Origin of the sequence: Acutalibacter sp. JLR.KK004, assembly GCF_036941085.1 — a bacterium.
GTDB lineage: Bacteria > Bacillota > Clostridia > Oscillospirales > Acutalibacteraceae > Acutalibacter.
Genome location: NZ_JAYMNQ010000001.1, coordinates 374331 through 395957, shown reverse-complemented (window position 1 = coordinate 395957; position 21627 = coordinate 374331). Strand labels below are relative to the sequence as shown.

The following is a 21627-nucleotide window of genomic DNA, read 5'->3' as shown; positions in this document are numbered from 1 at the left end:
CAAGGAGACTTCAGATGAAAAAAACAACAAAAGTCATTGCGGTCTGCAACCAAAAGGGCGGCGTGGGCAAGACCGTCACAACCGTGAATTTAGGCATTGGCCTGGCCCGCCAGGGCAAGCGCGTCCTGCTGGTAGACGTTGACCCGCAAGGCTCTTTAACTGCCAGCTTGGGCTATCACCAGCCCGACCGCATAGAAACCACCCTTTCCACTGTGCTGGGGAAAATTGTCCAGCAAAAGCCCTTTGACCCCGCCGGGTACATCCTGCATCAAGAGGAAGGGGTTGACCTGCTGCCTGCCAACATCGACCTTGCCATGGTGGAAATGAACCTGGTTGGCGTCATGGGCCGGGAAACGGTTTTGCGGGAATTTCTGGAAACCGTCCGCAGACAGTATGACTACATCCTGCTGGACTGCTGCCCGTCCCTGGGAACCCTAACAGCCAACGCACTGACAGCCGCTGACGAGGTAATCATCCCCATGCTGGCCCACTATCTGTCCATTAAGGGCCTGGAGCAGCTTCTAGCCACCATCGGGCTGGTGCGGCGCAAATTCAACCCCAGCCTGCAAATCTCCGGTATCCTCATCACCATGGCGAATATGCGCACAGCCTACTCGCGGGACATTGTGGCCCTGCTGCGAGGGAATTACGGAAACAAGCTGCGCATTTTCGACACTATCATTCCCGAATCCATCCGGGCCGCTGAAACCAGCGCAGAGGGTAAGAGTATATATTTGCACGATCCCAGCGGTAAAGTATCTACAGCCTACAATGCGTTTACTCTGGAGGTAGCGTCATGAGGGGCAGCGCGGGGAAAATTCAGCTTGCCAGCCTGGACGATTTCTTTGGGGTCAGCCAGGGCCAGACCGCCGGGGAACCATTTCAAGAAATCCCGCTGTCAGACCTGCACCCGTTCAAAAACCACCCCTTCCACGTTACGGACGATGAGAAGATGCAGGAATTAGCCGATAGCGTGGCCCAACACGGAGTGCTTGTCCCTGGCATCGTGCGGCCCAGGCCGGAGGGCGGCTATGAGCTGGTTTCCGGACACCGGCGTAAAAGGGCCTGCGAACTGGCGGGGCTTGCCACCATGCCCGTGCTTGTGCGAGAGTTGGACGATGACGAAGCCGTACTAATCATGGTGGACAGCAATCTCCAGCGGGAGAAGATTTTGCCCAGTGAGAAAGCATTTGCGTACAGGATGAAGTTGGGAGCTATGAAGCGTAAGGCTGGCAGGCCGAGCAAGAAAAATTGTGTGCCAGTGGCACACAATTTTAGCGGGCAAAAATCACGGAGTATCCTGGCCCAACAGGTAGGCGAAAGCCAAGACCAGATACGCCGATATATCCGTCTGACCTACCTTCTACCTGCCCTGCTCCAGATGGTAGACGAAAACAAACTGGTGTTGCGGCCTGCCGTGGAAATTTCCTATCTAACATTGGAGGAGCAAGGTTTGCTGCTTGCCATAATGGGCAGGCTGGATGTTGTTCCCACTTTGGAGCAGGCCCAGCAGCTAAAAATGTACAGCCAGGATAGGCAGTTGACCGAAACAAAAATGAAGGTCGTGCTGGCGCGCAAAAAGCCTGCGGCGATGCAAGTCACGCTGAAAAAAGACCGCTTGAAGCAGTATTTCCCGCAAACCTACACACAAAAGCAGATGGAGGATGTTATTTTCTCCCTTTTGAAAGGTTGGAAATCCCAACAGGAAGGAGTGGGCGCAGGTGACGAAAATGAGTGAGAAAACCGCCGCTATAAAAGGCTCGCCTTTGGGCCAGGACTTGCTGGACGCCCTTTGCGCAAGGCAGCTTTTCAGCGCTTTGGATGTTTCCCAATCTATTATAACCCTGAAAGAGTATCTTGTCAAAGACCTTTCCCCCACTGATTTGAAATACTTCTACCCCGTCTACTTTGACGCGGCCCGTGTGCTGCTGGCAGAGTGCGCAGCCGAGTTTTTCCAAACTGGACGTATTTGTATCACGGCCCTTGACCCTGTGCGCATGAGGTATGGGTCGCACGAAATCAGGCAGATAATCATAATGCCGAAGGACGTTTCCCGGCTTCTGCGGGTACTGCGCCGGGTGAAAGAACCAGCACACGGATTGTGCCACAAGCATGGAGGGAATGGCTGGGCGGAACACATAGAAACGCTTTGTCAAACCCTTGCAAAATTACAATAGAATAGCACTGTTTTGCCCCGATTACTTCGTGTGATTGGGGCTTTCTTTATACCAAAAAACAGGAGTGATGAAGAATGTCAGAGCATAACAACGAAATTTGCAACTGCCCGGACTGCCCGTTTTTCAGCGTCCACTATCCCCATTACTGCGGCCTGCCAGGGAGGCGGCGCATTACGAAGGGCAACGTGCGGGCGGCTGTCAAGGAGTGCCATTGCACCCGGCCCAGGCTGCTGGAGCTGTATGTCAAGCTGGGGGTGGGCGCATGAACGGGCATATTGGACCCCTGGATTTTACCGCCATGGGCCGGGAATACCTGGCCCAAGCGGATACCATAGGCGGGAAGGTTGCCCAGCTAAGGCGGGAGTATAGGGAAAGCCATGACAGGATGCTGAAAGAGCAAATAGAAAACTGGAAAGAAATAGAAGCCAGCCTGCGCCATCAAGGGCTGGATTTCCTGCGGCGCGGGGAAAGAAGAAAAAATCAGATGGAGGTGCTTTAGCTATGAGTATAAGGATAAACGCGGGTTATATCCTTACAGATTCTGTCCACGTTGGTGAGATGGAATTTGTAATGGGGGTACACAGCAAGGCCCCCTCACAGTTTGTGACCTGGGCCTGCAAAAACGGCACCGACTATTTCTGGGGGCACTATTTCTCCGATCCGCTTTTAGCTATGAAGGACTTGCTAAGCCGGGCAAATCAAGAACTGGTATTTTGCATGAAGAAGCAGGAAAATGCCCGGAGAAGGAGGGAAAAACCAGATGACCCCTGCTTGTAATGAAAACATATGCGGCTTCGAGGTACTCCCCTTCCCGGAGAAGCCGGGCTACCTGCCCATATCGGATGAGGAATTCCGGCGGGATACCCTTGCCGCCTGGTGCCGGGGTGGGTACAGGGAGAAAATAGCCGCCGCCCTTTACGGCGGGGAGCGGGAGTGGGCCGCGCTCTATAAGGACAGGGATATGTCTGTCCGGGTGGCAGTTGCCTGCCGGGCCAATGAAGCCACACAGTTAAAAATGCTTACAGACCCGGAGCCAGTGGTGCGCAAATTCCTGGCCCGGTATGGCACGGACAAGGTCCGCACAGCCGCTGTAAAGAGCTGGGAAACGGACACAGATGTGCTTATGGAGATTGCGAAATGGGGCGGCGCAGCCACAAAAAGGAAGGTGATGGAGCTTGCGTGGCATTTGCCGGAAACGCTGAAACAAGTAATCCCTTATCTCAGCCCCGGCTGCATAAAAAAACTGGAAATATACCCGGACAGGGAGGTGCAGTTTCAAGCCGCCATGCACGGGGGCATGGCACAGTGCCAGCGGTTTTTGGACGCTATCAGAAAGGACAGGGACGCGGGCAGTTGGCTCATGAGTTGGAATATACAAGCCAGGGTCGAGGAATTGAGCCAGGTAAAAAAGACCCTGCTTGGCGGGCTGTCCCGGTCAAGAAAACATACGGAAATGGAGCGTTAAAAATGGAGATGAAAAAACTTGACCTGACCCCCCTCCAGCCCCAGGCGGCGCGGGGGTTCCGGTACTTGGAGGTGCCCAAGCTGCTGCTGGAAAACAGCAGTTATGCCCCTCTGGATGAGGGGGCGAAACTCCTTTACTGCTTTATGCTGGAGCGGGCGGGCTTGTCGGCCCGGAACGCCGATAAATTCACAGACCAAAATGGACGGTTCTTCATCATCTACACTGTGGAGCAGATGCAGAAGCAGATGCAGCGTTCGCGCCCCACCATCATCAAATGGACGAAGCAGTTGGAAGAAATCGGGCTTATCAAAAAGGTGCGGCAGGGCCAGGGCAAGCCGTCAAAAATCTACATAAACGATTTTGCCTCGGTGAAGTGTCCACAGGGGCCGGACAGCCAGGGGGGCAAGACCCATGAGGTTAAAAAAGTTGATTTCCAGAAAACAAAAAATTTGACTTCTGGAAGTCAAGGGCCTTTACCTCTTGAGGTTAAAAATGTTGACCCTATAGAACTTGAACATAAAGACCTTGAAAATATTGACCTTCCTTCCCTCCGGGAAGAAGCGGAGGACGTGGAAGAAGCAGCCGCCAATGTGCGTGACCAGGTGGAGTACCCCATCCTGCGGCAAGAGTATGGGCAGGATTTGGCCGATGAGGTGGCGTCCCTCATCACGGAGGTGCTTTGCCGCAGCGGGCCGGTTGTCCGCATAGGGCAGGACAGTTACCCGGCAGGCTTTGCCAAGGCCCGTATGCGGTCGGTGGGGTATGAACACGCCGCCTACGCCCTGGACAGCCTGGGGCGGGCAGGACCAGTCCGCAACGCCCACAACTACCTGCTGGCGCTGCTGTTCAACGCCCCTGCCGGATACAATGCCGCCGTAAAGGCGCAGTATTGCGCCGATTTTGCAAATTAACACAAGGAGAATGTCTATGAAAAACAAGTATGCTGCCCTGGAAAAAGAGTACCTGGATACCATCGCGCGTTTGTCGAAAATTACCGGCTGGCCTGCTGAACAGGCGGAATCTGTAGTGGAGCTGGTGGTGCGGGCCGCTGAGAAAAAGGCCCATGCTGTGACGGAAAAGAAATATCAGGATATGAAAAACGCTAAATACCTTGCCACCAAAAGGCTGCTGCAAAACTACCGCCGCCTGCGGGAAGCCATCAACCTGGGCACGGAACATGCGTTGAAGCTGCTGGAGGATACGGAGTACCAGCGGCTGATGGAAGGGGAGGAAAGCCTGCAAAACCAGAGGGTGCAGTCTGTGGCATTCGCTGCTGCTGGGAACCGTGTGATATGGTCATGGGTAAACACGGCGCTGGACTGCCTCAAGGGGATAAGTGACAATGCGAAAACCGACAGGGAAAAACGGCAGTACAGCTTGATCTACAAGCGCTATATCGCCCCCCACGAGTACCCCGTGGGAGAGATAGCCGCGTCCCTGCGCATTGAACAGGCGGAATATTATAGGGGCATCAACAGTGCCTTGGAAAACCTCAGTATTCTGCTTTTTGGGTTGGGAAATGCAGAGGAATTTATACTTTGTCGCGAGAAAGGATGATGTGATTGATCAGTAAAGTCCAGACATTAACACAGTTAGCCACCGACACCACCAGCCGCCTGACAGCCAGTTTTGCAGAGTGGACGGCCTTTTTGCAGACGGCGGCCCGTCTTTACAAATATCCCTACAGCGAGCAGGTTTTCATCTACGCCCAGCGGCCCGAAGCCACCGCCTGCGCCGGGTTTGACGTGTGGAACCAGCGCATGGGCCGCGCCGTGCGCCGGGGTTCAAAGGGCATTGCCATCGTGGACACCAGCCGGGGCACGCCCCAGGTTCGCTATGTGTTTGATATCGCAGATACTGTGGAGCGGCAGAACGCCAGAAAGCCCTATCTTTGGGAATTGACCGGGGATAATCAAGAGGCTGTTATGGAATCGTTGGCCGATCATTATGACGTTTCCGCCGACATCGGCCTAGCGTGGCAGTTGGAAGAAGCCGCCCGCCAGTTGGCGGAGGAAAGCTGGCAGGAAAACCGGGCCGACATTTTAGCCAGCGCGGAGGGTTCCTTTTTAGAGGAGCTGGACGAGGAAAACATTCACGCCAGCTTCTGCGACGCCTGCACCACCAGCACCCTCTACGTGCTTTTAGCCCGCTGCGGACTTGACCCGGACAGCCACTTACAGCACGAGGATTTTTTGAGTGTGTTCGATTTCAACACCCCTATCGCCGCCACGGCCCTGGGTACGGCGGTCAGCCGGAGCAGCGAGAAAGTGCTGCGGCAAATTGAAGTCACCATCAAGAATTTTGAGCGCGAAAGGAGAAAAGAGCATGGCAGAATTGGCATACCGGCAGGAGGGGGAATTTCTCTTGCCGGAATTGGAGGTGGAGAAACCCGTGAATCTGGGCAAGTACGGCTTGCTGCGGCTGGCATACCTGAAGGAGCATCGTCCGATATTTTACAACCGGCTGATTCTGGAGGGGACATTGGGCCGTCATCTGGCAGAGATAGACCAGGCGGCGAACCAGCGTCTGGCGCTTTTGATGCCACAGATGCAGAAATCTATGGGAATCACGGAGAGCATGAAAGCCCGCGATCCCATGAAGTGGGCGGGCTTGATGAACAACGCGAAGCACCAAGTGGAGGAGACGATATTGGTGGAGTTAGTGTACAGCTAGAGGACGGGTTTGGGCAGTTTTCGCTTTTTGGCGGGGCAGACTTTACGCCGCTGGTGAACACGCCCCAGGCTGGCGGCAGCAGTTTGGCCCAGGCAGTTATTGATGAGGCCCTACGCATCGGCGCGAATGACCCCAGCAGCAGGCTGCGCATTATCGCAGAGTTTATGAAGGATAAGCCCTTGGAGGAAAACGCCCGCTTTTTGCAGGCCCATTACAAGGAGAACGGCGCGGGCTTCTATGTGGGCGAGCGCAAATATGCCCTTTGGTATGACGATGCTGGGATGCTGATTGCCCCCGGCGAAAGCGTCCACAGGGATTTCGCCACAGCCCTTTCCTGGGAGCAGGCGGCTGGGCGTATCCGGGAGCTGCTGGAAGCGGGGGAATATGCCAGCCAGCTTATGCTTTACCGGGCCTGGCCCTTTGAGCGGGGCCGGGTGGCGGAAGCCCTGATTTATCTGCAACAGGATATTGCGGACGAGGCTCGTGACAGATATTTTCCCACGCTTCGTACTGCGTTTCAAGATATTTTCGGACATCCAGACCGGCTGAACAAGGTGAAGGAATTAACGCAGGAACCGGAAAGCCTGCAAAAGCTGGTGGACGAGTGCGGCACTTTTTTGGCGGATTATACCCACGACCGGGACTTGCTACGGTTCCGCTATCACAGGACAGATAAAATTTTGCAGGGCTTAAAAGATTTACAGCTTACACCAGTAAAATTTACCGCCGCCGAGGATTTCACCCCCCAGCGGCGGCTTTTTATCTCCCAGGATGAGATTGACAAACTGCTGCGGGAAGATGCCGACCGGCACGATTACAGGCTGGGTATTGTCCAATTCTTTGAAACCCACCCGGACAAGAAGGAGCGGGAAAAGTATCTGCGGGATTTGCATGGGGTATATTCCGGCTTTCATGGCGGTAATGACAATATTGTCTATACATCTAAGGGGATAGATTTCAGCCATGGTGGCGTCATGGAGCCATACGCCACAGTTGAATTAAAGTGGAACGCGGTGCGAAAACGTATAGAGGAACTGATTGCGAAAGATGCTTTTCTCTCTGCGGAGGATAAGGAAATCTTGGAGAGCCGGTATTTGGAGCAACCAGCAGATGAGCTGGAGGTTGCTCCTACTGTCCAGGATTTGTACGGGCAGTACAAGTCCATGGTAGTGACCGCTGCCATGCAGGATGAAGCCTACTGCAACGCCTGCCGCAATTCGGATGAGGGAAGCGCCCACCTGGAGTGCGACGCCGCCATAAAACGGTTTGCGGCAACGGCCAGCGATTTGCAGTTTACAAAGCTCTACTATGACATAGCAGAGTTTCATACCCGCCTGCACCGGGAGGTGTGGGAGGAAACGTACCCCGCGCTTTATGCTCGCGAACAGGAAGCACAGCCCCGCTATCAGGTGGTAGTCTATCACCATCTTGAAAATGGATTTGACGAAAAATTGGAGTACCCTACCATGGCGGAAGCTGAGAGCGTGGCGCAAGCCTACATCAACGGCAAACTGGATGATGGGTTCCAGTACGATGGCGCTGCTGTCTATGACCTCCGGGAGAAAACATGGCTGCGGGCTTTTGGGGATTTCCCTGATGAAGGTGCGCAGAAACAGGCCGGGCAGGCACTCTATGCAGAGGAAATTACACCGCCTGTCCAGATGGAAATAGGGGCAGGAGCTGTGCAAGAACCTTTGCATAAGGAACCGGGCTTTATTCCAGACTACCCGGATGAAGCCCCGCCCTGGGGTGCACAGGAGGGGGAGCACTCCCCCTGGGGCGAGGTGCAGGCTAGCAGGGAATTGACGGGTGGGGTATATAAAATCAGCACAGCAGGCCATGGGGGCATCCTGATAAGGGAACAGGATGCCGCCGGTTTGCTTTCCCCGGAAACCCTTGCCCGTGGCGGGTGTGACTTTGGTTGGTACTACTTTGAGGAAGATGAGCTGGCGCCCATTGTCACACGAGAATTAGAGGAGAAAGGGGTTATCACCTACCCTTCGTCTCGTGACCCGCAGACCCCCGCCTATAAGACGGGCGACACCGTTTACCTGGATGATACCGCCTTTGTCATTGAAGATGTCGGCCTATTTGATGTGCACCTGCAAGACCCCGCGCTGGCCTACCCCATCCTACGGGCTGAACCCAAGGAACGCTTTTTGCAGCTATTGTGCCGGGACGAGCGCAACACCTTCATCACAGACTACCTCCCCTCTGCGGATATGGCCGACATGGACGATCTGCGGGACGCGCTTGCAGGCCAGGAGGGGATGCTGTCTCCACAGAATAAAGATGCCCTCTCCGGCTGGTTCCAGTCTGGGCAGGGCAACAAGAAAATTGCGGAAAACCTTGCCGGTATCTATGCTGGCTCGGCAGAGACGGTTACCCTGGCTACTGGGGAGGAAGCCGATTATTTCGCTGCTAAAGATGGCTTTGAAATCAACATCCATGACAAATTTGACACAAAGCATACCTATAGCTGGGAGACAGTTACATCCGTACTCCGGGGCCTGTGGCAGCGGGGGTTAGATGGTTTTGGGCAGGAGGCCGCTGCCCGGGAAACTGCCCTGCCCAATCCCATTGTTCTAGAAACTGCCCCTCCGGCAAAGGAGCCACCGAAATATACCAGCACTATCGCAGCGGTTTACCCGGCAGAAAAGAACAACATGCCCTATGAAATTATCTTGGAAAAGCTGCACATCCCAGGGCAGGAGAAGCCCATCCCCGCACCCAATTTCCGCATTACAGACGATGCCCTAGGCGTGGGCGGCGCAAAGGCGCATTATAAAATGAATATAGATGCCATCCGTCTATTGCGCCAGTTGCAAACTGAAAACCGGCAGGCCACGCCGGCGGAGCAGGGCATACTATCTAAATATGTGGGCTGGGGTGGCCTCTCCGATGCCTTTGACGAAAACAAGCCCGCCTGGGCAGGCGAATATAAGGAACTGCAAGAGCTGCTGACACCAGAGGAATATGCTTCGGCCCGTGGCTCAACACTGAATGCCCACTACACCATCCCCACCGTGATCCGCGCCATGTATCAGGCGCTGGAAAACATGGGCTTTCAGGGCGGCAACATCCTGGAACCCTCCATGGGCGTGGGCAATTTCTTCGGCTGTCTGCCAGAGGACATGTCCAAAAGCAGGCTTTATGGCGTGGAGCTGGACAGCATCACCGGGCAGATAGCAAAGCAGCTTTACCCCCAGGCCGACATCACCGTGGCTGGTTTTGAGACTACAAACCGCCACAATTTCTACGACTTAGCCATCGGCAACGTGCCCTTCGGCAACTATAAGGTTCATGACCCGGCTTACAACAAGCTGGGTTTTTCCATCCACAATTACTTTTTCGCCAAGGCTTTAGACCAGGTGCGGCCCGGCGGTATTGTCGCATTTTTGACCTCCCGCTACACCCTGGACAGCCGGGATACCAAAGTCAGGGAATACCTGGCCCAGCGAGCCGATCTGCTGGGGGCTGTCCGCCTGCCAAACAATACCTTCCAGGCCAACGCAGGCACGGAAGTCATAGAAGATATCCTTTTCCTGCAAAAGCGGGAGGCCCCCGCCATAGAAACCCCGTCCTGGGTGGATACCGGGGAGACCCCGCTGGGCTTTCGTATCAACCAATATTTTCTCGATAACCCCCACATGGTGCTGGGCACGGAGCAGGCCACAAGCAGCCAGTACGGCGGGCAGGAATACTCTGTGGTGCCCTTCCCCGAGGGTGATTTGGCTCAGCAGCTTGCCACCGCCATCACCCATGTTCAAGGTAAATATAAAGAGGCAGAGCCGCCTGATTTGGACTTGGAGGATGGCGAAGCAACAACAGAAACCCTGCCCGCGGACCCTGACGTGAAGAACTTTTCCTATACCATTAAAAATGGGGACATCTACTACCGGCAGGATTCCATCATGGTAAAGCAGGTGCTGGGCAAGACCGCCGCCCAGCGCGTCAAGGGGCTGTTGGGCCTGCGGGACTGTGTGCAAAAGCTCATTGGCCAGCAGTTAGACGGCTTTATTTCTGATGGAGGCATCCGGGAAACACAGGCTGAACTTGACCGCCTTTACAATGATTTCTCCAGGAAATTCGGCCTGATCAATGAACGTGGCAACCGCCTGGCTTTCTCCCAGGATTCCAGCTATTACCTGCTCTGCGCCCTGGAAGTGCTGGACGATGAGGGGCATTTCCTGCGAAAAGCGGATATGTTTACAAAGCGCACTATCCAGCCACATATTGAAATCACCCACGTTGATACCGCCACCGAGGCCCTGGCTGTATCTATCGGCGAGCGGGCCAAGGTGGATTTGCCTTTCATGGCGCAGCTTACGGGCAAGGCAAAGGAGGAAATTATCCGGGAATTGCAGGGGCAGATTTTCCGTGTGCCGCTGCTTGAACCACCCCAATATGTAACGGCGGATGAATATTTGTCTGGCAATGTGCGGGTGAAATTAGCAAAAGCCCAGGCGGCGGCTGTTGCCCATCCAGAATACCACGCCAACGTGGATGCCCTTGCCGCTGCCCAGCCCCGAGACTTGGACGCCTCCGAAATCGACGTGCGATTAGGCGCTACCTGGATCGGCCCGGAATACTATGAGCAATTCATGCTGGAACTGCTGGATACGCCTCAATATGTACGGGAGTATATCCACGTCAGGCATTCACACACAGCAGAAACGTGGAATATCAGCGGGAAAACCAGTGTCCCGTTGACAGATATCCCGGCCTATGTCACTTATGGCACCAGCCGCGCCAACGCCTATAGGCTTCTGGAGGATGCCTTGAACCTGCGCACCACCCGTATTTTTGACACCGTGGAGGACGCAGGCGGCAAGGAAAAACGGGTACTCAACGCCAAGGAAACCATGCTGGCCCAGGAAAAGCAGCAGATGATTAAACTAGCGTTTGGGGATTGGATTTTCCGTGACCAAGACCGCCGCCAGACGCTGGTGCGCAAATATAACGAAGAAATGAACAGCATCCGGCCCCGTGAGTATAACGGGGACTATCTGGTTTTGGCGGGTATGAACCCGGCAATAACCTTGGAAAAGCACCAGAAAGATGCCATTGCAAGGGCGGTTTACGGCGGAAATACCCTCTTTGCCCACTGTGTGGGGGCTGGGAAAACCTTTGAAATGACCGCCTCCGCTATGGAGATGAAGCGCCTGGGGCTGTGCCATAAATCCATGATTGTGGTGCCCAACCATCTGACCCAGCAATGGGCCAGTGAGTTTCTGTCCCTCTACCCCAACGCCAACATTTTGGTGACCACCAAGCGCGACTTTGAAACCAGCAGGCGCAAAAAATTCTGCGCCCGCATCGCCACAGGAGACTATGACGCCGTGATCATCGGCTACTCCCAATTTGAGAAAATACCCATCAGCACAGAACGGCAAGAAGCGCTCATAAGGAGGGAGATCAGGGGAATCGTAAACAGCATTGAGGAGTTAAAAGCCAATAATGGCGAAAAATTTTCCGTGAAAGCAAAGGAGCGCGCCCGGAAAAGCCTGGAAGTGAAGCTGGAAAAGCTGCGGGCAAATAAGCGCAAAGACAGCGTGATATCCTTTGAGGAATTGGGCGTGGACAGGCTGTTTGTAGACGAAAGTGATACCTTTAAGAACCTGTTTTTTGTAACGAAAATGCAGAATGTGGCGGGGCTTTCCGCCTCTGAGTCCCAGCGGGCCAGCGATATGTTTGCCAAGACCCGCTACCTGGACGAGCTTACGGGGAGCAAGGGCGTTATCTTTGCCACGGGCACGCCCATCTCCAATTCCATCGCGGAAATGTACACCGTGCAGCGGTATTTGCAGTACGAAACCCTCAAGAAAATGGGCATGGCCCACTTCGATTCCTGGGCCAGCCGGTTCGGGGAGACAGTCACCAGTATGGAACTTGCCCCGGAGGGCACAGGCTACCGCCAACGCACACGGTTTGCAAAATTCTACAACCTGCCGGAGCTGATGAAACTTTTCCATGAAGTGGCGGACATCAAGACGGCTGACCAGTTAAACCTTCCTACTCCAGAGGCAGTCTACCATAACGAAGTGGCAAAACCCACGGAATTTCAGCTTGCCTACCTGCAAAAGCTGTCAGAGCGGGCTGCCGCTATACACAATCATTTGGTGGACGCCGACAAGGACAACATGCTTGTAGTCACAAATGACGGTAGGAAATTGGGCTTAGACCAGCGGCTCATTGACCCCGCCGCCGGGGACGCGGCAGGCTCTAAACTCAATATGTGCGTGGAAAATATCGTGAAAATCTGGCAAGACGGTATGGAAAATCGACTTACACAAATGGTGTTCTGTGATTCCTCCACGCCAAAAAAGGGCGGTGGTTTTAACGTTTACGACGATATAAAGGCCAAGCTGGTAGCCCGTGGGATACCCGAAAATGAGATTGCTTTTATCCATGATGCTAACTCTGACGTGCAGAAAAAAGCCCTCTTTGCCAAGGTGAGGAGCGGTACAATCCGAATATTATTAGGGAGTACAGAGAAGATGGGGGCCGGGACGAATTGCCAGGATAGACTCATCGCATTACACAACTTGGATTGTCCATGGCGTCCCCGTGATGTAGGACGGATTTTGCGGACATTCAAAATAAAAAAGAATGTGGAGGTAACAGACAATGGCAAAATCATTATTTGAGGAACTGGGCGGCAAATATGAAAGGCAAGGTGATTACTTAATACCATGCTTAACTGTACCCGCCGAAGAAGAACAGCCAATAGGCATATGGGGACAGCGACATCTGGACTATCTGAAGCAGTACCGCAAGGTTACATACACCAATCTTCTTACAAGCGGCAAGCTGAATACATACCTTGCCGACATTGACAGACAGGCGCAGGAACGCTTTGAAAGGCTCATAGAGGGCATGAAACAGGCGCAGGGCATAACGGAACGCCTAAAGGAAGAAAACGCCTTAGAATGGACAGGGCGGCTCAATAACATAAGGGCGTATGCGAGAGAGATTGTGAATAGGGAAATTATCTACGCATAATAGAATGGCGATGGAGTATAAGAAGCTCTATCGCCTTTTTATAACAAGGTTATAGTAAATGGTGTAGCATGAGATAGTCCTTGACTTAACTAATCTAATTTGTTAAAATATAAATCTGATTAAGTATGTGGGAGGTGCTATTTTGCCTAAAACAAAAATAGATAAAGAATTGGTTATCAAAGAAGCTGCATATATAGCGAATAAAATGGGCATAGAAAATCTTTCGTTGAAAACACTCGCAGCACAATTAGGTGTTAAGTCACCATCACTTTATAATCATGTTGATGGACTTGATGACCTAAAACAGCAGATTATGCTTTATGGGTGGAAGGAAATGGAAGATAGAATTATCCAAGCTGTAATAGGACTTACTGGATATGATGCAATTAGAGCTATGTGCCATGCTTTTCATAAGTATGCAACAGAAAACCAAGGAGTTTTCAGTGCTATGCTTTGGTACAACCAATTTGAAAATGAACAGACCAGAGAAGTAACTTCAAAGATGTTTTCGGTATTCTTCAAAATAACTAAATCACTGAATATTTCGCAAGATAATTGCTCTCACTTAGTTAGAATGTTTAGAGGGTTTTTAGAGGGATTTGCATTACTTGAAAATCATCGTGCCTTTGGAAATGTACAGTCAATAGAAGATAGTTTTAATTTGTCAATAGATATTTTGATTGAAGGGATGAAAAAAATAGAGGAGAAATGGTAGCATAATGGCATATCAGCAAAAAATATGAAAAGAAAAATTAAAAAAGCTATTTGCGTAATGATATTATTGGCTTATGCCATCACATTTGGAAATAATACAGCTTTGGCAAACACAAATGTAAAATATGATAATATTGACAACCAATTAAAGAGGGAACTGGATGAATTACATATCCCGGGAATGGCAGTTGCCATTGTAGATTCAAAAGAAGTTCTGCTTGCTGAAACTTATGGAAATTGTAAAAGCATAGATACACCTTTTATTATAGGGTCTGTAAGCAAATCATTTACTGCGTTAGCCATTATGCGGCTTGTGGAAGAAGATAAAATTGATTTAGACGAAAAAATTTCGGCTTATATTGCCCCCTCAGCTTATTTTATAAATGAATCAGATGGAAATAAAATCACGGTAAGACAGCTTTTGAACCAGACAGGCGGCTTAGGCACATATCAGCGTTTTGGCAATGCAAAAATAACAGAGAGTTACGGTCAGCACCAATATGCAAATATCAATTATGGCTTGTTGGGTGAGATTATAGAAGCAGTCAGTGGAGTTAGTTATTCTGAGTATATGAATAAAAAAATTTTTCTGCCGCTACATATGGAACACACGGCGGCGACATTTGAACAAAGTAAAGAAAATGGATTAATCAGAGGGTATCGAAATTATTTTGGGTTTCCGATTGCAGGGGAGCCAGACTATCCCGATGAACATTCGTGGTCTACCGTTCCAGCAGGTTATTTGAGTTCCAGCGTATCAGATATGGCAAAGTATTTGCAGATGTATCTAAACGGGGGAATGGGGATTATCAGTCAAGACAGCTTAAACACTATGTTTTATGAGAATGTATATGTAGATGATAATACGCCCTATTATTACGGAATGGGATGGACTTTGACAGAAGAATATACAGAGCCTGTATTGGGGCATTCTGGATTGGTTGAGAATTATATTTCAAATATGTTGTTGCTACCAGAAAGCGGATTAGGAATCGTCATTCTTATTAATATGAATGACTATCTGGTTACCAATCAGTTAGCAGATATTATAAGCAAAAATGTGATATTTGCTATTTTGGGTAAAGAGCAATATAAAATATCTGGCAACCCATATATTGTAAGGCATTTGTTGCTGAATGTGGCATATTTTGCGTTATTAACAACAGCAGTATATCCAATAGCAACAATAAAAAAATGGAAGAAAAAGAAACGGACAAAACCGTTGACCGCTTTTGATATTATAAGACATGGTATATTACCGCTACTTTTACTTTGCTTGCCCGAAATGATTGGTGTTCCAATATGGGTGATATGGTATTTTGTAAAAGACGTATGTGTTGTTTTGTTGGTAAGTTCAAGTTTGCTTTTTTCAGTAGGATTATACAAGATATTTTATAGGATACATTGGAGGATGAAAATGGAAAAATTTGAATGGATACGTTGTCCCGTATGTGGAAATAAAACTCGAAACAGGATAAAAGAAGATACAGAACTGAAGAATTTCCCCCTTTACTGCCCGAAATGTAAACATGAAAGTTTGATAGAAGTAAAGGATTTGCAAATAACCGTTATCAAGTAATTGGATACTAAGTGAAGCTGAAGAATGAAATCAAAAACAGAAAGGTTAGAAAATGATATGGAAAGTAATATTCTTGAATTTGAATGTGTAGGGTTAAATGATGGTGGAAAATTCCCTATTGAGAATACAGGCAGAGGGCAAGATATTTCACCAGAATTTATCATTCGGAATCTAAATACAAATGCAGTTACTTTGATGATTACGCTTGAGGACTTGAGCCATCCGATAAAAGGATTTACGCATTGGATTATTTGGAATATTCCTGCAACAGATAAAATTATAAAAGCAATTCCGTCAGGGAAATCAATATCTTCATTACAAGGTGCGATACAAGGAATTGGGTATGGCTTTCATTGTTATGCAGGACCGAAACCGCCTAAAGGAAAATCTCACAAGTATTGCTTTACTGTTTATGTATTAGATTGTAAACTTGATTTGTCCCCCTTTTCTTTCAAACGAAAAGTTTTGAGTAAGGCTAATCGCCATATTATTCAGAAAGGAAGAATTTATGGGTATTTTGAATAAATAAGCATGGAATACGTTGATAAAAGAGCCAGACGCAAAGACGCAGAGCCGATGAACAAGTGAGTAGTCACAGTTCATTGGCTCTACTTTATTTCATAAGGTTTTAAGGCAAACGCCCACCATATAAAAAAACGGCGTGTGGTGGGCGGTATTGCTATGCCCGAAAAGACTTAACAGACACTCTCCAAACCTGTTTTAAAGTTTGGAGGTTTTTTTATGTCCTTTTTTCGGGCAGTAATCTATCTGCTTATGAAAGGCAGAGTTGACTTATACATAGCATGTCGGGAAATGGCAGGAAGCCAGTTAAAAAAATCCCTGCCCATGCAACGCTACTTCTCACCATGAAACCAGAAGTAGAATCTCCACTTAACAGAATATGTATCTCCTATAACCGTAGAGGTCACAGAACCTTTGCGGTTTTTCTTTTGTCGTTTTTTATCGGAATATGCCGCAGGGCTGTTTCCGCTGTTAGCTGTCGTTCGCCACCTCTCCATCTGGATTTTACATTTTCAAAATTCAGATTGGAGGAAATAAGAAATGGCATATAACCACGGACGAGAGGACAGGAAGTGGCGTATCTGGAAAGAAGCCGAGGAAAAGGTGCTGCGGGAGTGCGGCGTTGATGAAGCGGTCATTGAGCAAATCCGCATTGCGGACAGGGCAGATTTTAATTCTAACAGGCGGTTTTACCGATGGACGAGCGACTTCGGGGAATACCTTGAGGGAATGGCAGATACAGAACCGCAGGCAGAGCCAGATACCGTTGCGGACTTACTGGACGAGATTGAGGACGAGAAACTGTATCAGGTATTGCTTACGGTGGACAAGCATACCCTGCTCATTCTCCTGCTGAAAATGCAGGGGTATTCCACAAGGGAGATTGCGGCGGTGGCAGGGCTTACCGAAAGAGCGGTCTATAAACGCCTTGAAAGGCTCCGTAAAAAATTAAAGCCTATTTTATATCCTTTCGGGGAAATTTAAGCGTCCCCACGGGCTATTGGGTGAGAGGGCAATCCTCTCACTCAATTTTTTTTTCGGGAGGAAAGGAAATGGCATACGGGGCAAAGACATATACGCTAAAAGAAGAAGCCGCCGAGGGCGGCACAAGGTATTCTATCAGCTTTAAGGACGGGCAGGGGGAATCTCACGAGTTGGAAGTATCAGAACAGCTCTTTCTTGAATTTCGGCAGATGGAACGGAGGAACAGGAATCTTCAGCAATGGAATCAGCGGCACAGGGAGTTTAACGAGGTATGGGACGAAACGCTTTACAGACGTGCTTTGCGGGTGCCTAAGACACTTGATGAAAGAATGATTGAAAAAGAGAGGAATGAAATATTTGCTAAAGCGGTTGCCCGACTGCCAGAGATACAGAGGCGGCGTTTCCTGCTGTACTACGAGTATGATTTCAACTTTTACCAAATCGCCGAGATGGAGCATTGCACCGCTTCCGCCATCCAGAAGTCCGTTTCAGTTGCAAGGGAGAAAGTTAAGTCAGAAATGAGGAAGTATCTCCAACCTTAACTGTTACTGCCCGAAAAAGAAATCCGCTTTTTATCGGCGTGGACTGGCGGCATTACATACTCTCACTTCTTTTTGTGGGAGTAAATCTATTTTAAGGAGGTCATGCCTATGTGCAACAAAACCAAAGACACCGCCCGAAAGGAGAAATCTCATGCAGAAGTTACAGACAGTCAACGCCGACACGCTCCTTTATGAGCCGCTTGAAAAACCGTCCTTTGTGGTGGACGGTCTGATACCCACAGGCTTAATCCTGTTTTGCGGTTCACAGAAAATCGGCAAGAGCTGGCTCATGTTAAAACTCTGCCTCTGCGTGTCGCAGGGAATCCCCTTATGGGATATGCCGACACGGGAGGGCGATGTGCTTTACCTTTGTCTGGAGGACACGTTCTGCCGCATACAAGACAGGCTGTTCCGTTTGACGGACGAAGCAAGCGGGCGGCTTCACTTTGCGGTGGCAAGCGATAAGCTGTCAGACGGTCTTATCGTGCAGCTAGAGGATTATTTAAAAGAATATCCAGACAGCAGTCTCATTGTCATTGACACCTTGCAGAAAGTCCGCACCGCTTCCAAAGACAACGCCTATGCAAGCGATTACGGGGACATCTCCCTTATCAAAGACTTTGCAGACAGGCATTCTCTGGCGGTGGTAGTTGTCCACCACATCCGAAAGCAGAATGACAGCGACGTGTTCAACAAGGTGTCTGGCACGACGGGATTGACGGGGAGTGCGGACGCAACCTTTGTCCTGGAACAGGAAAGCCGTGCGTCCAATGCCGCCAAGCTGTATGTGACGGGCAGGGACACGCCCTATCAGGAGTTTAAGCTCCGTTTCCGTGATTGCAGTTGGGAACTGGTGGAACGTAAGGAGCAGGAACAGCTTGCCAAAGAAACGATACCAGATATTCTTTTTCGGTTAGTGGATTTCATGCAGGGCAGGGAGGAATGGACTGGCACAGCTACCGAGTTACTGGACGCTCTGGGGGAAACAGGGACAGCGGCGAATGTTTTGACAAAGTGGATGAACGAGTACCGCCTTGATTTCCTGCTTGAAAACCATATCCGCTATGATTTCAGCCGCAGGAGCAGCGGGCGGATGATTTTCCTTGCTGTTATCAACGACATTTAGACTTAAGCAGAACCGGCGGCTCTGCCCACTGCGTGACGGTCATGACGATGATGACGGTGTTTTTGGGATACCCCCGCCGCTGTCATCCCTACGGGAGAACACCCCGTAAACGCAAAATGCAGGCGTGGGCATTACTCGCCCTTTTCGGCTCGTAATGCCACCCCTGCGGTCAGAAAAATCTTCTGATTTTTCCGACTGCGTTTACAGGGTGTAACACACTACACTTTGCCCTGCAAAGTCGTGTGCCAGACGTTCCCTCTGGACTCCCTTATGGCAGGGCTTTGCCCTGCTTATCCTACGCTTTCCGCTTCGGATAAAAGAATGTCGGCGTGACGGTTACGGCTCTTATGAGGGGGTATCCCAAAATCACCGTCATCATCGTCATGACCGTCACGCATACAGATTACCCGCCGAAAGAAAGGAGGAATCCTGCCATGCCTTATGCAATCCTGCGTTTCCAGAAACGCAAGGCAGGCGGCGTTGCGGCTTGCGAACGCCACAACGAGCGGAAGAAAGAAGCCTATAAAAGCAACCCAGATATTGATATGGAACGCTCCAAAGATAACTACCATCTTGTGAAGCCGCCCCGTTACACCTACAAAAAAGAGATAAACCGAATGGTAGCCGAAGCAGGGTGCAGGACGAGGAAAGACAGCGTGATGATGGTGGAAACGCTCATCACCGCTTCGCCCGAATTTATGAACAGCCTGCCGCCCGAAGAACAAAAAGCGTATTTCCAGACGGCTCTTGACTTCATTTCGGAGCGTGTGGGGAAGAAAAATATCCTCTCCGCAGTTGTCCACATGGATGAGAGGACACCCCATATGCACCTATGCTTTGTGCCGCTTACGCCCGACAACAAGCTGTCAGCAAAGTCAATTTTAGGCAACCAAAAGAGCCTTTCCGAGTGGCAGACCGCCTACCATGAGCGGATGTCCGCACGGTGGAATCAGCTTGAACGGGGGCAATCCTCAATGGAAACGAAGCGCAAGCATATTCCCACATGGCTCTATAAACTGGGCGGCAGACTGGATAAACAGTATGAAGAAATCGTATCTGCCCTCTCCGACATCAACGCTTTTAACGCTGGCAAGAAAAGGGATAAGGCGTTAGAACTGCTCTCCGCATGGCTTCCAGACGTGGAGAAATTCTCTAAGGAAATCGGCAAACAGCAGGCGTATATCGACAGCTTGAAAGAGAGAATCGGGCAGGAATCCGATTATGCGGGGCGTATGCGTGATGAAAAGTACGAGCAGGAACTAAAGGTACAGAAAGCCAACCAGAGGATATTTGAGTTGCAGAGAACCAACGAGCAGATGGGGCGGCTGCTCTCCAAAATCCCGCCAGAGGTATTGGAAGAATTGCAGAAAAGTAATCGGAACAGAGCGAAAGAAAGGTAGGAATGTGAATGAAGAAACAGGATTTTAAGGTATTAAAGACCGCAGATTTATACCCATTTCCCGACAACCCTTTCCATGTGGTGGAGGATGAAATGCTGTCAGAGTTAGCGGAAAGCATTAAGGAATTTGGAATCGTAACGCCAATCATCACACGCCCGAAAGAGGACGGGAACGGTTATGAGGTCATTGCAGGACAGCGGCGTGTGCGTGCTTCGGAGCTTGCAGGGTTAAACACAATCCCCACTTTTGTCCTGCCCTTAGACCGTGACCGAGCCATCATCACCCTTGTGGACAGCAATTTGCAACGAGAAAATATCCTGCCGAGCGAGCGGGCGTTTGCCTACAAGATGAAATCCGAAGCCATGAAGCGGCAGGGATTCCGCACGGATTTAACCTCGTCACAAGTTGGGACGAAGTTGCGGACGGACGATAAGGTGGCGCAGGGCTTCGGCGTTGGCAGGATGACCGTACAGCGTTTTATCAGATTGACGGAGCTGATACCGCCGATTTTGCAGATGGTGGACGAGGGGAAAATCGCCCTCACGCCTGCGGTGGAGCTGTCTTTTTTGAAGAAAGACGAGCAGGAAAATTTATTCGCCACAATGGAGAGCGAGGAAGCAACACCCTCACTCTCACAGGCACAGCGGATGAAAACCTTAAGCCAGAGCGGGCGGCTTGACATGGATATGATATTTTCCATTATGACCGAGGAAAAGGGAAACCAGAAAGAAACCGTGAAAATCGGCATGGAGAGGTTAAAGAAATACTTCCCGAAAGGCACAACGCCGAAGCAGATGGAGGACACCATCATCAAACTTTTGGAGCGTGAATTGCAGAGGAAACGGAACAGGGACAGCCGCTAACCTTCTCTTTTCGGGAGGTAAATACAGAAAGTTGAGGTAGGGAATGAAAGAAATCCAGTATGAGATTGTAAAGGAAATCGCCGTGCTGTCGGCAAGCGACAGCGGCTACACAAAGGAAATCAATTTGATTTCATGGAATGGGAAAGAGCCGAAGTATGACATCCGCAGCTTTTCCCCCAACCGTGAGAAGTGCGGAAAGGGAATCACGTTGACCGCCGATGAAGCGGCGGCACTCCTTAAAGCATTGCAGAAAGAATTGAACAGCGGCGATTGATGGTGTCTGATTGGCAGAGCAGGGGGATTTTATATACTCCCTCTGCCCTGTCTGGAAAGGGAGATTTGAATATGGGCGAGGATAAGACAGCGAACAAAAAGAGGAAACGTATTGTACCAAAAGCAAAAGTGCAGGTAATTATCAGTCGGGAATATGTCGGCACACAGACCGTTGCCGAAGCATTTATCCCGATTATCTCCGAGGATATACGGAGGGGGATTGCCAAAGATGACACCTTCGACAATGACGGGTTATCCGCTTAGAATGTACGCAATGGAAGATGAAATTGAGTAGAGCAAAGAC

21 protein-coding genes and 2 pseudogenes are annotated in these 21627 nt (G+C 50.3%); all 23 read left to right on the top strand.

Going from position 1 to position 21627, the window contains the following annotated elements; genetic code table 11:
* Positions 1 to 14: 14 nt before the first annotated feature.
* Positions 15 to 800 (top strand): ParA family protein, encoded by a 786-nt coding sequence (locus VSQ30_RS20735; protein ID WP_502876266.1) that lies wholly within the window; start codon positions 15 to 17, stop codon positions 798 to 800.
* Positions 797 to 1738: a ParB/RepB/Spo0J family partition protein gene (locus VSQ30_RS02310; RefSeq protein WP_334461703.1), complete on the top strand. Its 942-nt coding sequence runs from the start codon at positions 797 to 799 to the stop codon at positions 1736 to 1738. Before VSQ30_RS20735 ends, VSQ30_RS02310 begins: the two co-directional genes overlap by 4 nt.
* Complete coding sequence (locus tag VSQ30_RS02305) at positions 1722 to 2177, top strand: hypothetical protein (protein WP_334461701.1); 456 nt, start codon at positions 1722 to 1724, stop codon at positions 2175 to 2177. Before VSQ30_RS02310 ends, VSQ30_RS02305 begins: the two co-directional genes overlap by 17 nt.
* Positions 2178 to 2251: 74 nt before the next feature.
* Positions 2252 to 2443 (top strand): hypothetical protein, encoded by a 192-nt coding sequence (locus VSQ30_RS02300; protein WP_160580257.1) that lies wholly within the window; start codon positions 2252 to 2254, stop codon positions 2441 to 2443.
* Positions 2440 to 2676, top strand: a complete 237-nt coding sequence (locus tag VSQ30_RS02295; RefSeq protein WP_161930796.1) for a hypothetical protein — start codon at positions 2440 to 2442, stop codon at positions 2674 to 2676. The genes VSQ30_RS02300 and VSQ30_RS02295 overlap by 4 nt, the downstream gene beginning before the upstream one ends.
* Positions 2677 to 2678: 2 nt before the next feature.
* Positions 2679 to 2954 carry a hypothetical protein gene (locus VSQ30_RS02290; RefSeq protein WP_161930797.1) on the top strand — a complete coding sequence of 92 codons (276 nt, stop codon included), beginning with the start codon at positions 2679 to 2681 and terminating at the stop codon, positions 2952 to 2954.
* Complete coding sequence (locus VSQ30_RS02285; protein WP_334461697.1) at positions 2938 to 3642, top strand: hypothetical protein; 705 nt, start codon at positions 2938 to 2940, stop codon at positions 3640 to 3642. The genes VSQ30_RS02290 and VSQ30_RS02285 overlap by 17 nt, the downstream gene beginning before the upstream one ends.
* 2 nt (positions 3643 to 3644) lie before the next feature.
* Positions 3645 to 4553 carry a replication initiator protein A gene (locus tag VSQ30_RS02280; RefSeq protein WP_334461695.1) on the top strand — a complete coding sequence of 303 codons (909 nt, stop codon included), beginning with the start codon at positions 3645 to 3647 and terminating at the stop codon, positions 4551 to 4553.
* Positions 4554 to 4569: 16 nt separating this feature from the next.
* Positions 4570 to 5199 carry a hypothetical protein gene (locus VSQ30_RS02275; protein WP_334461694.1) on the top strand — a complete coding sequence of 210 codons (630 nt, stop codon included), beginning with the start codon at positions 4570 to 4572 and terminating at the stop codon, positions 5197 to 5199.
* A 768-nt stretch (positions 5200 to 5967) separates the two neighbouring features.
* Entirely contained in the window at positions 5968 to 6315 is a 348-nt protein-coding gene (locus tag VSQ30_RS02270) for a TnpV protein (RefSeq protein ID WP_334461693.1), read from the top strand.
* Between the two features lie 1385 nt (positions 6316 to 7700).
* Positions 7701 to 12965, top strand: a pseudogene (locus tag VSQ30_RS02265) (helicase-like domain-containing protein); the annotation flags it as partial.
* A complete protein-coding gene (locus VSQ30_RS02260) occupies positions 12946 to 13320 on the top strand; it encodes a TnpV protein (RefSeq protein ID WP_334461692.1) in 375 nt (124 codons plus the stop codon). The pseudogene VSQ30_RS02265 and the gene VSQ30_RS02260, both read left to right, overlap by 20 nt.
* A gap of 142 nt (positions 13321 to 13462) precedes the next feature.
* Positions 13463 to 14035, top strand: a complete 573-nt coding sequence (locus VSQ30_RS02255; RefSeq protein ID WP_334461690.1) for a TetR/AcrR family transcriptional regulator — start codon at positions 13463 to 13465, stop codon at positions 14033 to 14035.
* Positions 14036 to 14059: 24 nt separating this feature from the next.
* A pseudogene (locus VSQ30_RS02250) lies at positions 14060 to 15040 on the top strand (serine hydrolase domain-containing protein); the annotation flags it as partial.
* A 411-nt stretch (positions 15041 to 15451) separates the two neighbouring features.
* Entirely contained in the window at positions 15452 to 15613 is a 162-nt protein-coding gene (locus VSQ30_RS02245) for a cysteine-rich KTR domain-containing protein (protein WP_168356794.1), read from the top strand.
* 24 nt (positions 15614 to 15637) lie between these two features.
* Entirely contained in the window at positions 15638 to 16138 is a 501-nt protein-coding gene (locus VSQ30_RS02240; RefSeq protein WP_304973044.1) for a YbhB/YbcL family Raf kinase inhibitor-like protein, read from the top strand.
* A gap of 537 nt (positions 16139 to 16675) precedes the next feature.
* Entirely contained in the window at positions 16676 to 17119 is a 444-nt protein-coding gene (locus VSQ30_RS02235; protein ID WP_334461689.1) for an RNA polymerase sigma factor, read from the top strand.
* A gap of 68 nt (positions 17120 to 17187) precedes the next feature.
* Positions 17188 to 17661 (top strand): RNA polymerase sigma factor, encoded by a 474-nt coding sequence (locus tag VSQ30_RS02230; protein WP_334461687.1) that lies wholly within the window; start codon positions 17188 to 17190, stop codon positions 17659 to 17661.
* 151 nt (positions 17662 to 17812) lie between these two features.
* A complete protein-coding gene (locus VSQ30_RS02225; RefSeq protein WP_334461685.1) occupies positions 17813 to 18787 on the top strand; it encodes an AAA family ATPase in 975 nt (324 codons plus the stop codon).
* A 434-nt stretch (positions 18788 to 19221) separates the two neighbouring features.
* Complete coding sequence (gene mobV, locus VSQ30_RS02220) at positions 19222 to 20187, top strand: MobV family relaxase (protein WP_334464776.1); 966 nt, start codon at positions 19222 to 19224, stop codon at positions 20185 to 20187.
* 8 nt (positions 20188 to 20195) lie between these two features.
* On the top strand, positions 20196 to 21050 hold the full coding sequence (locus tag VSQ30_RS02215; RefSeq protein WP_334461683.1) for a ParB/RepB/Spo0J family partition protein: 855 nt from the start codon (positions 20196 to 20198) through the stop codon (positions 21048 to 21050).
* Between the two features lie 43 nt (positions 21051 to 21093).
* A complete protein-coding gene (locus VSQ30_RS02210) occupies positions 21094 to 21324 on the top strand; it encodes a YdbC family protein (RefSeq protein WP_334461681.1) in 231 nt (76 codons plus the stop codon).
* Between the two features lie 71 nt (positions 21325 to 21395).
* Positions 21396 to 21587, top strand: a complete 192-nt coding sequence (locus tag VSQ30_RS02205; RefSeq protein WP_334461679.1) for a stage II sporulation protein R — start codon at positions 21396 to 21398, stop codon at positions 21585 to 21587.
* Positions 21588 to 21627: the final 40 nt, after the last annotated feature.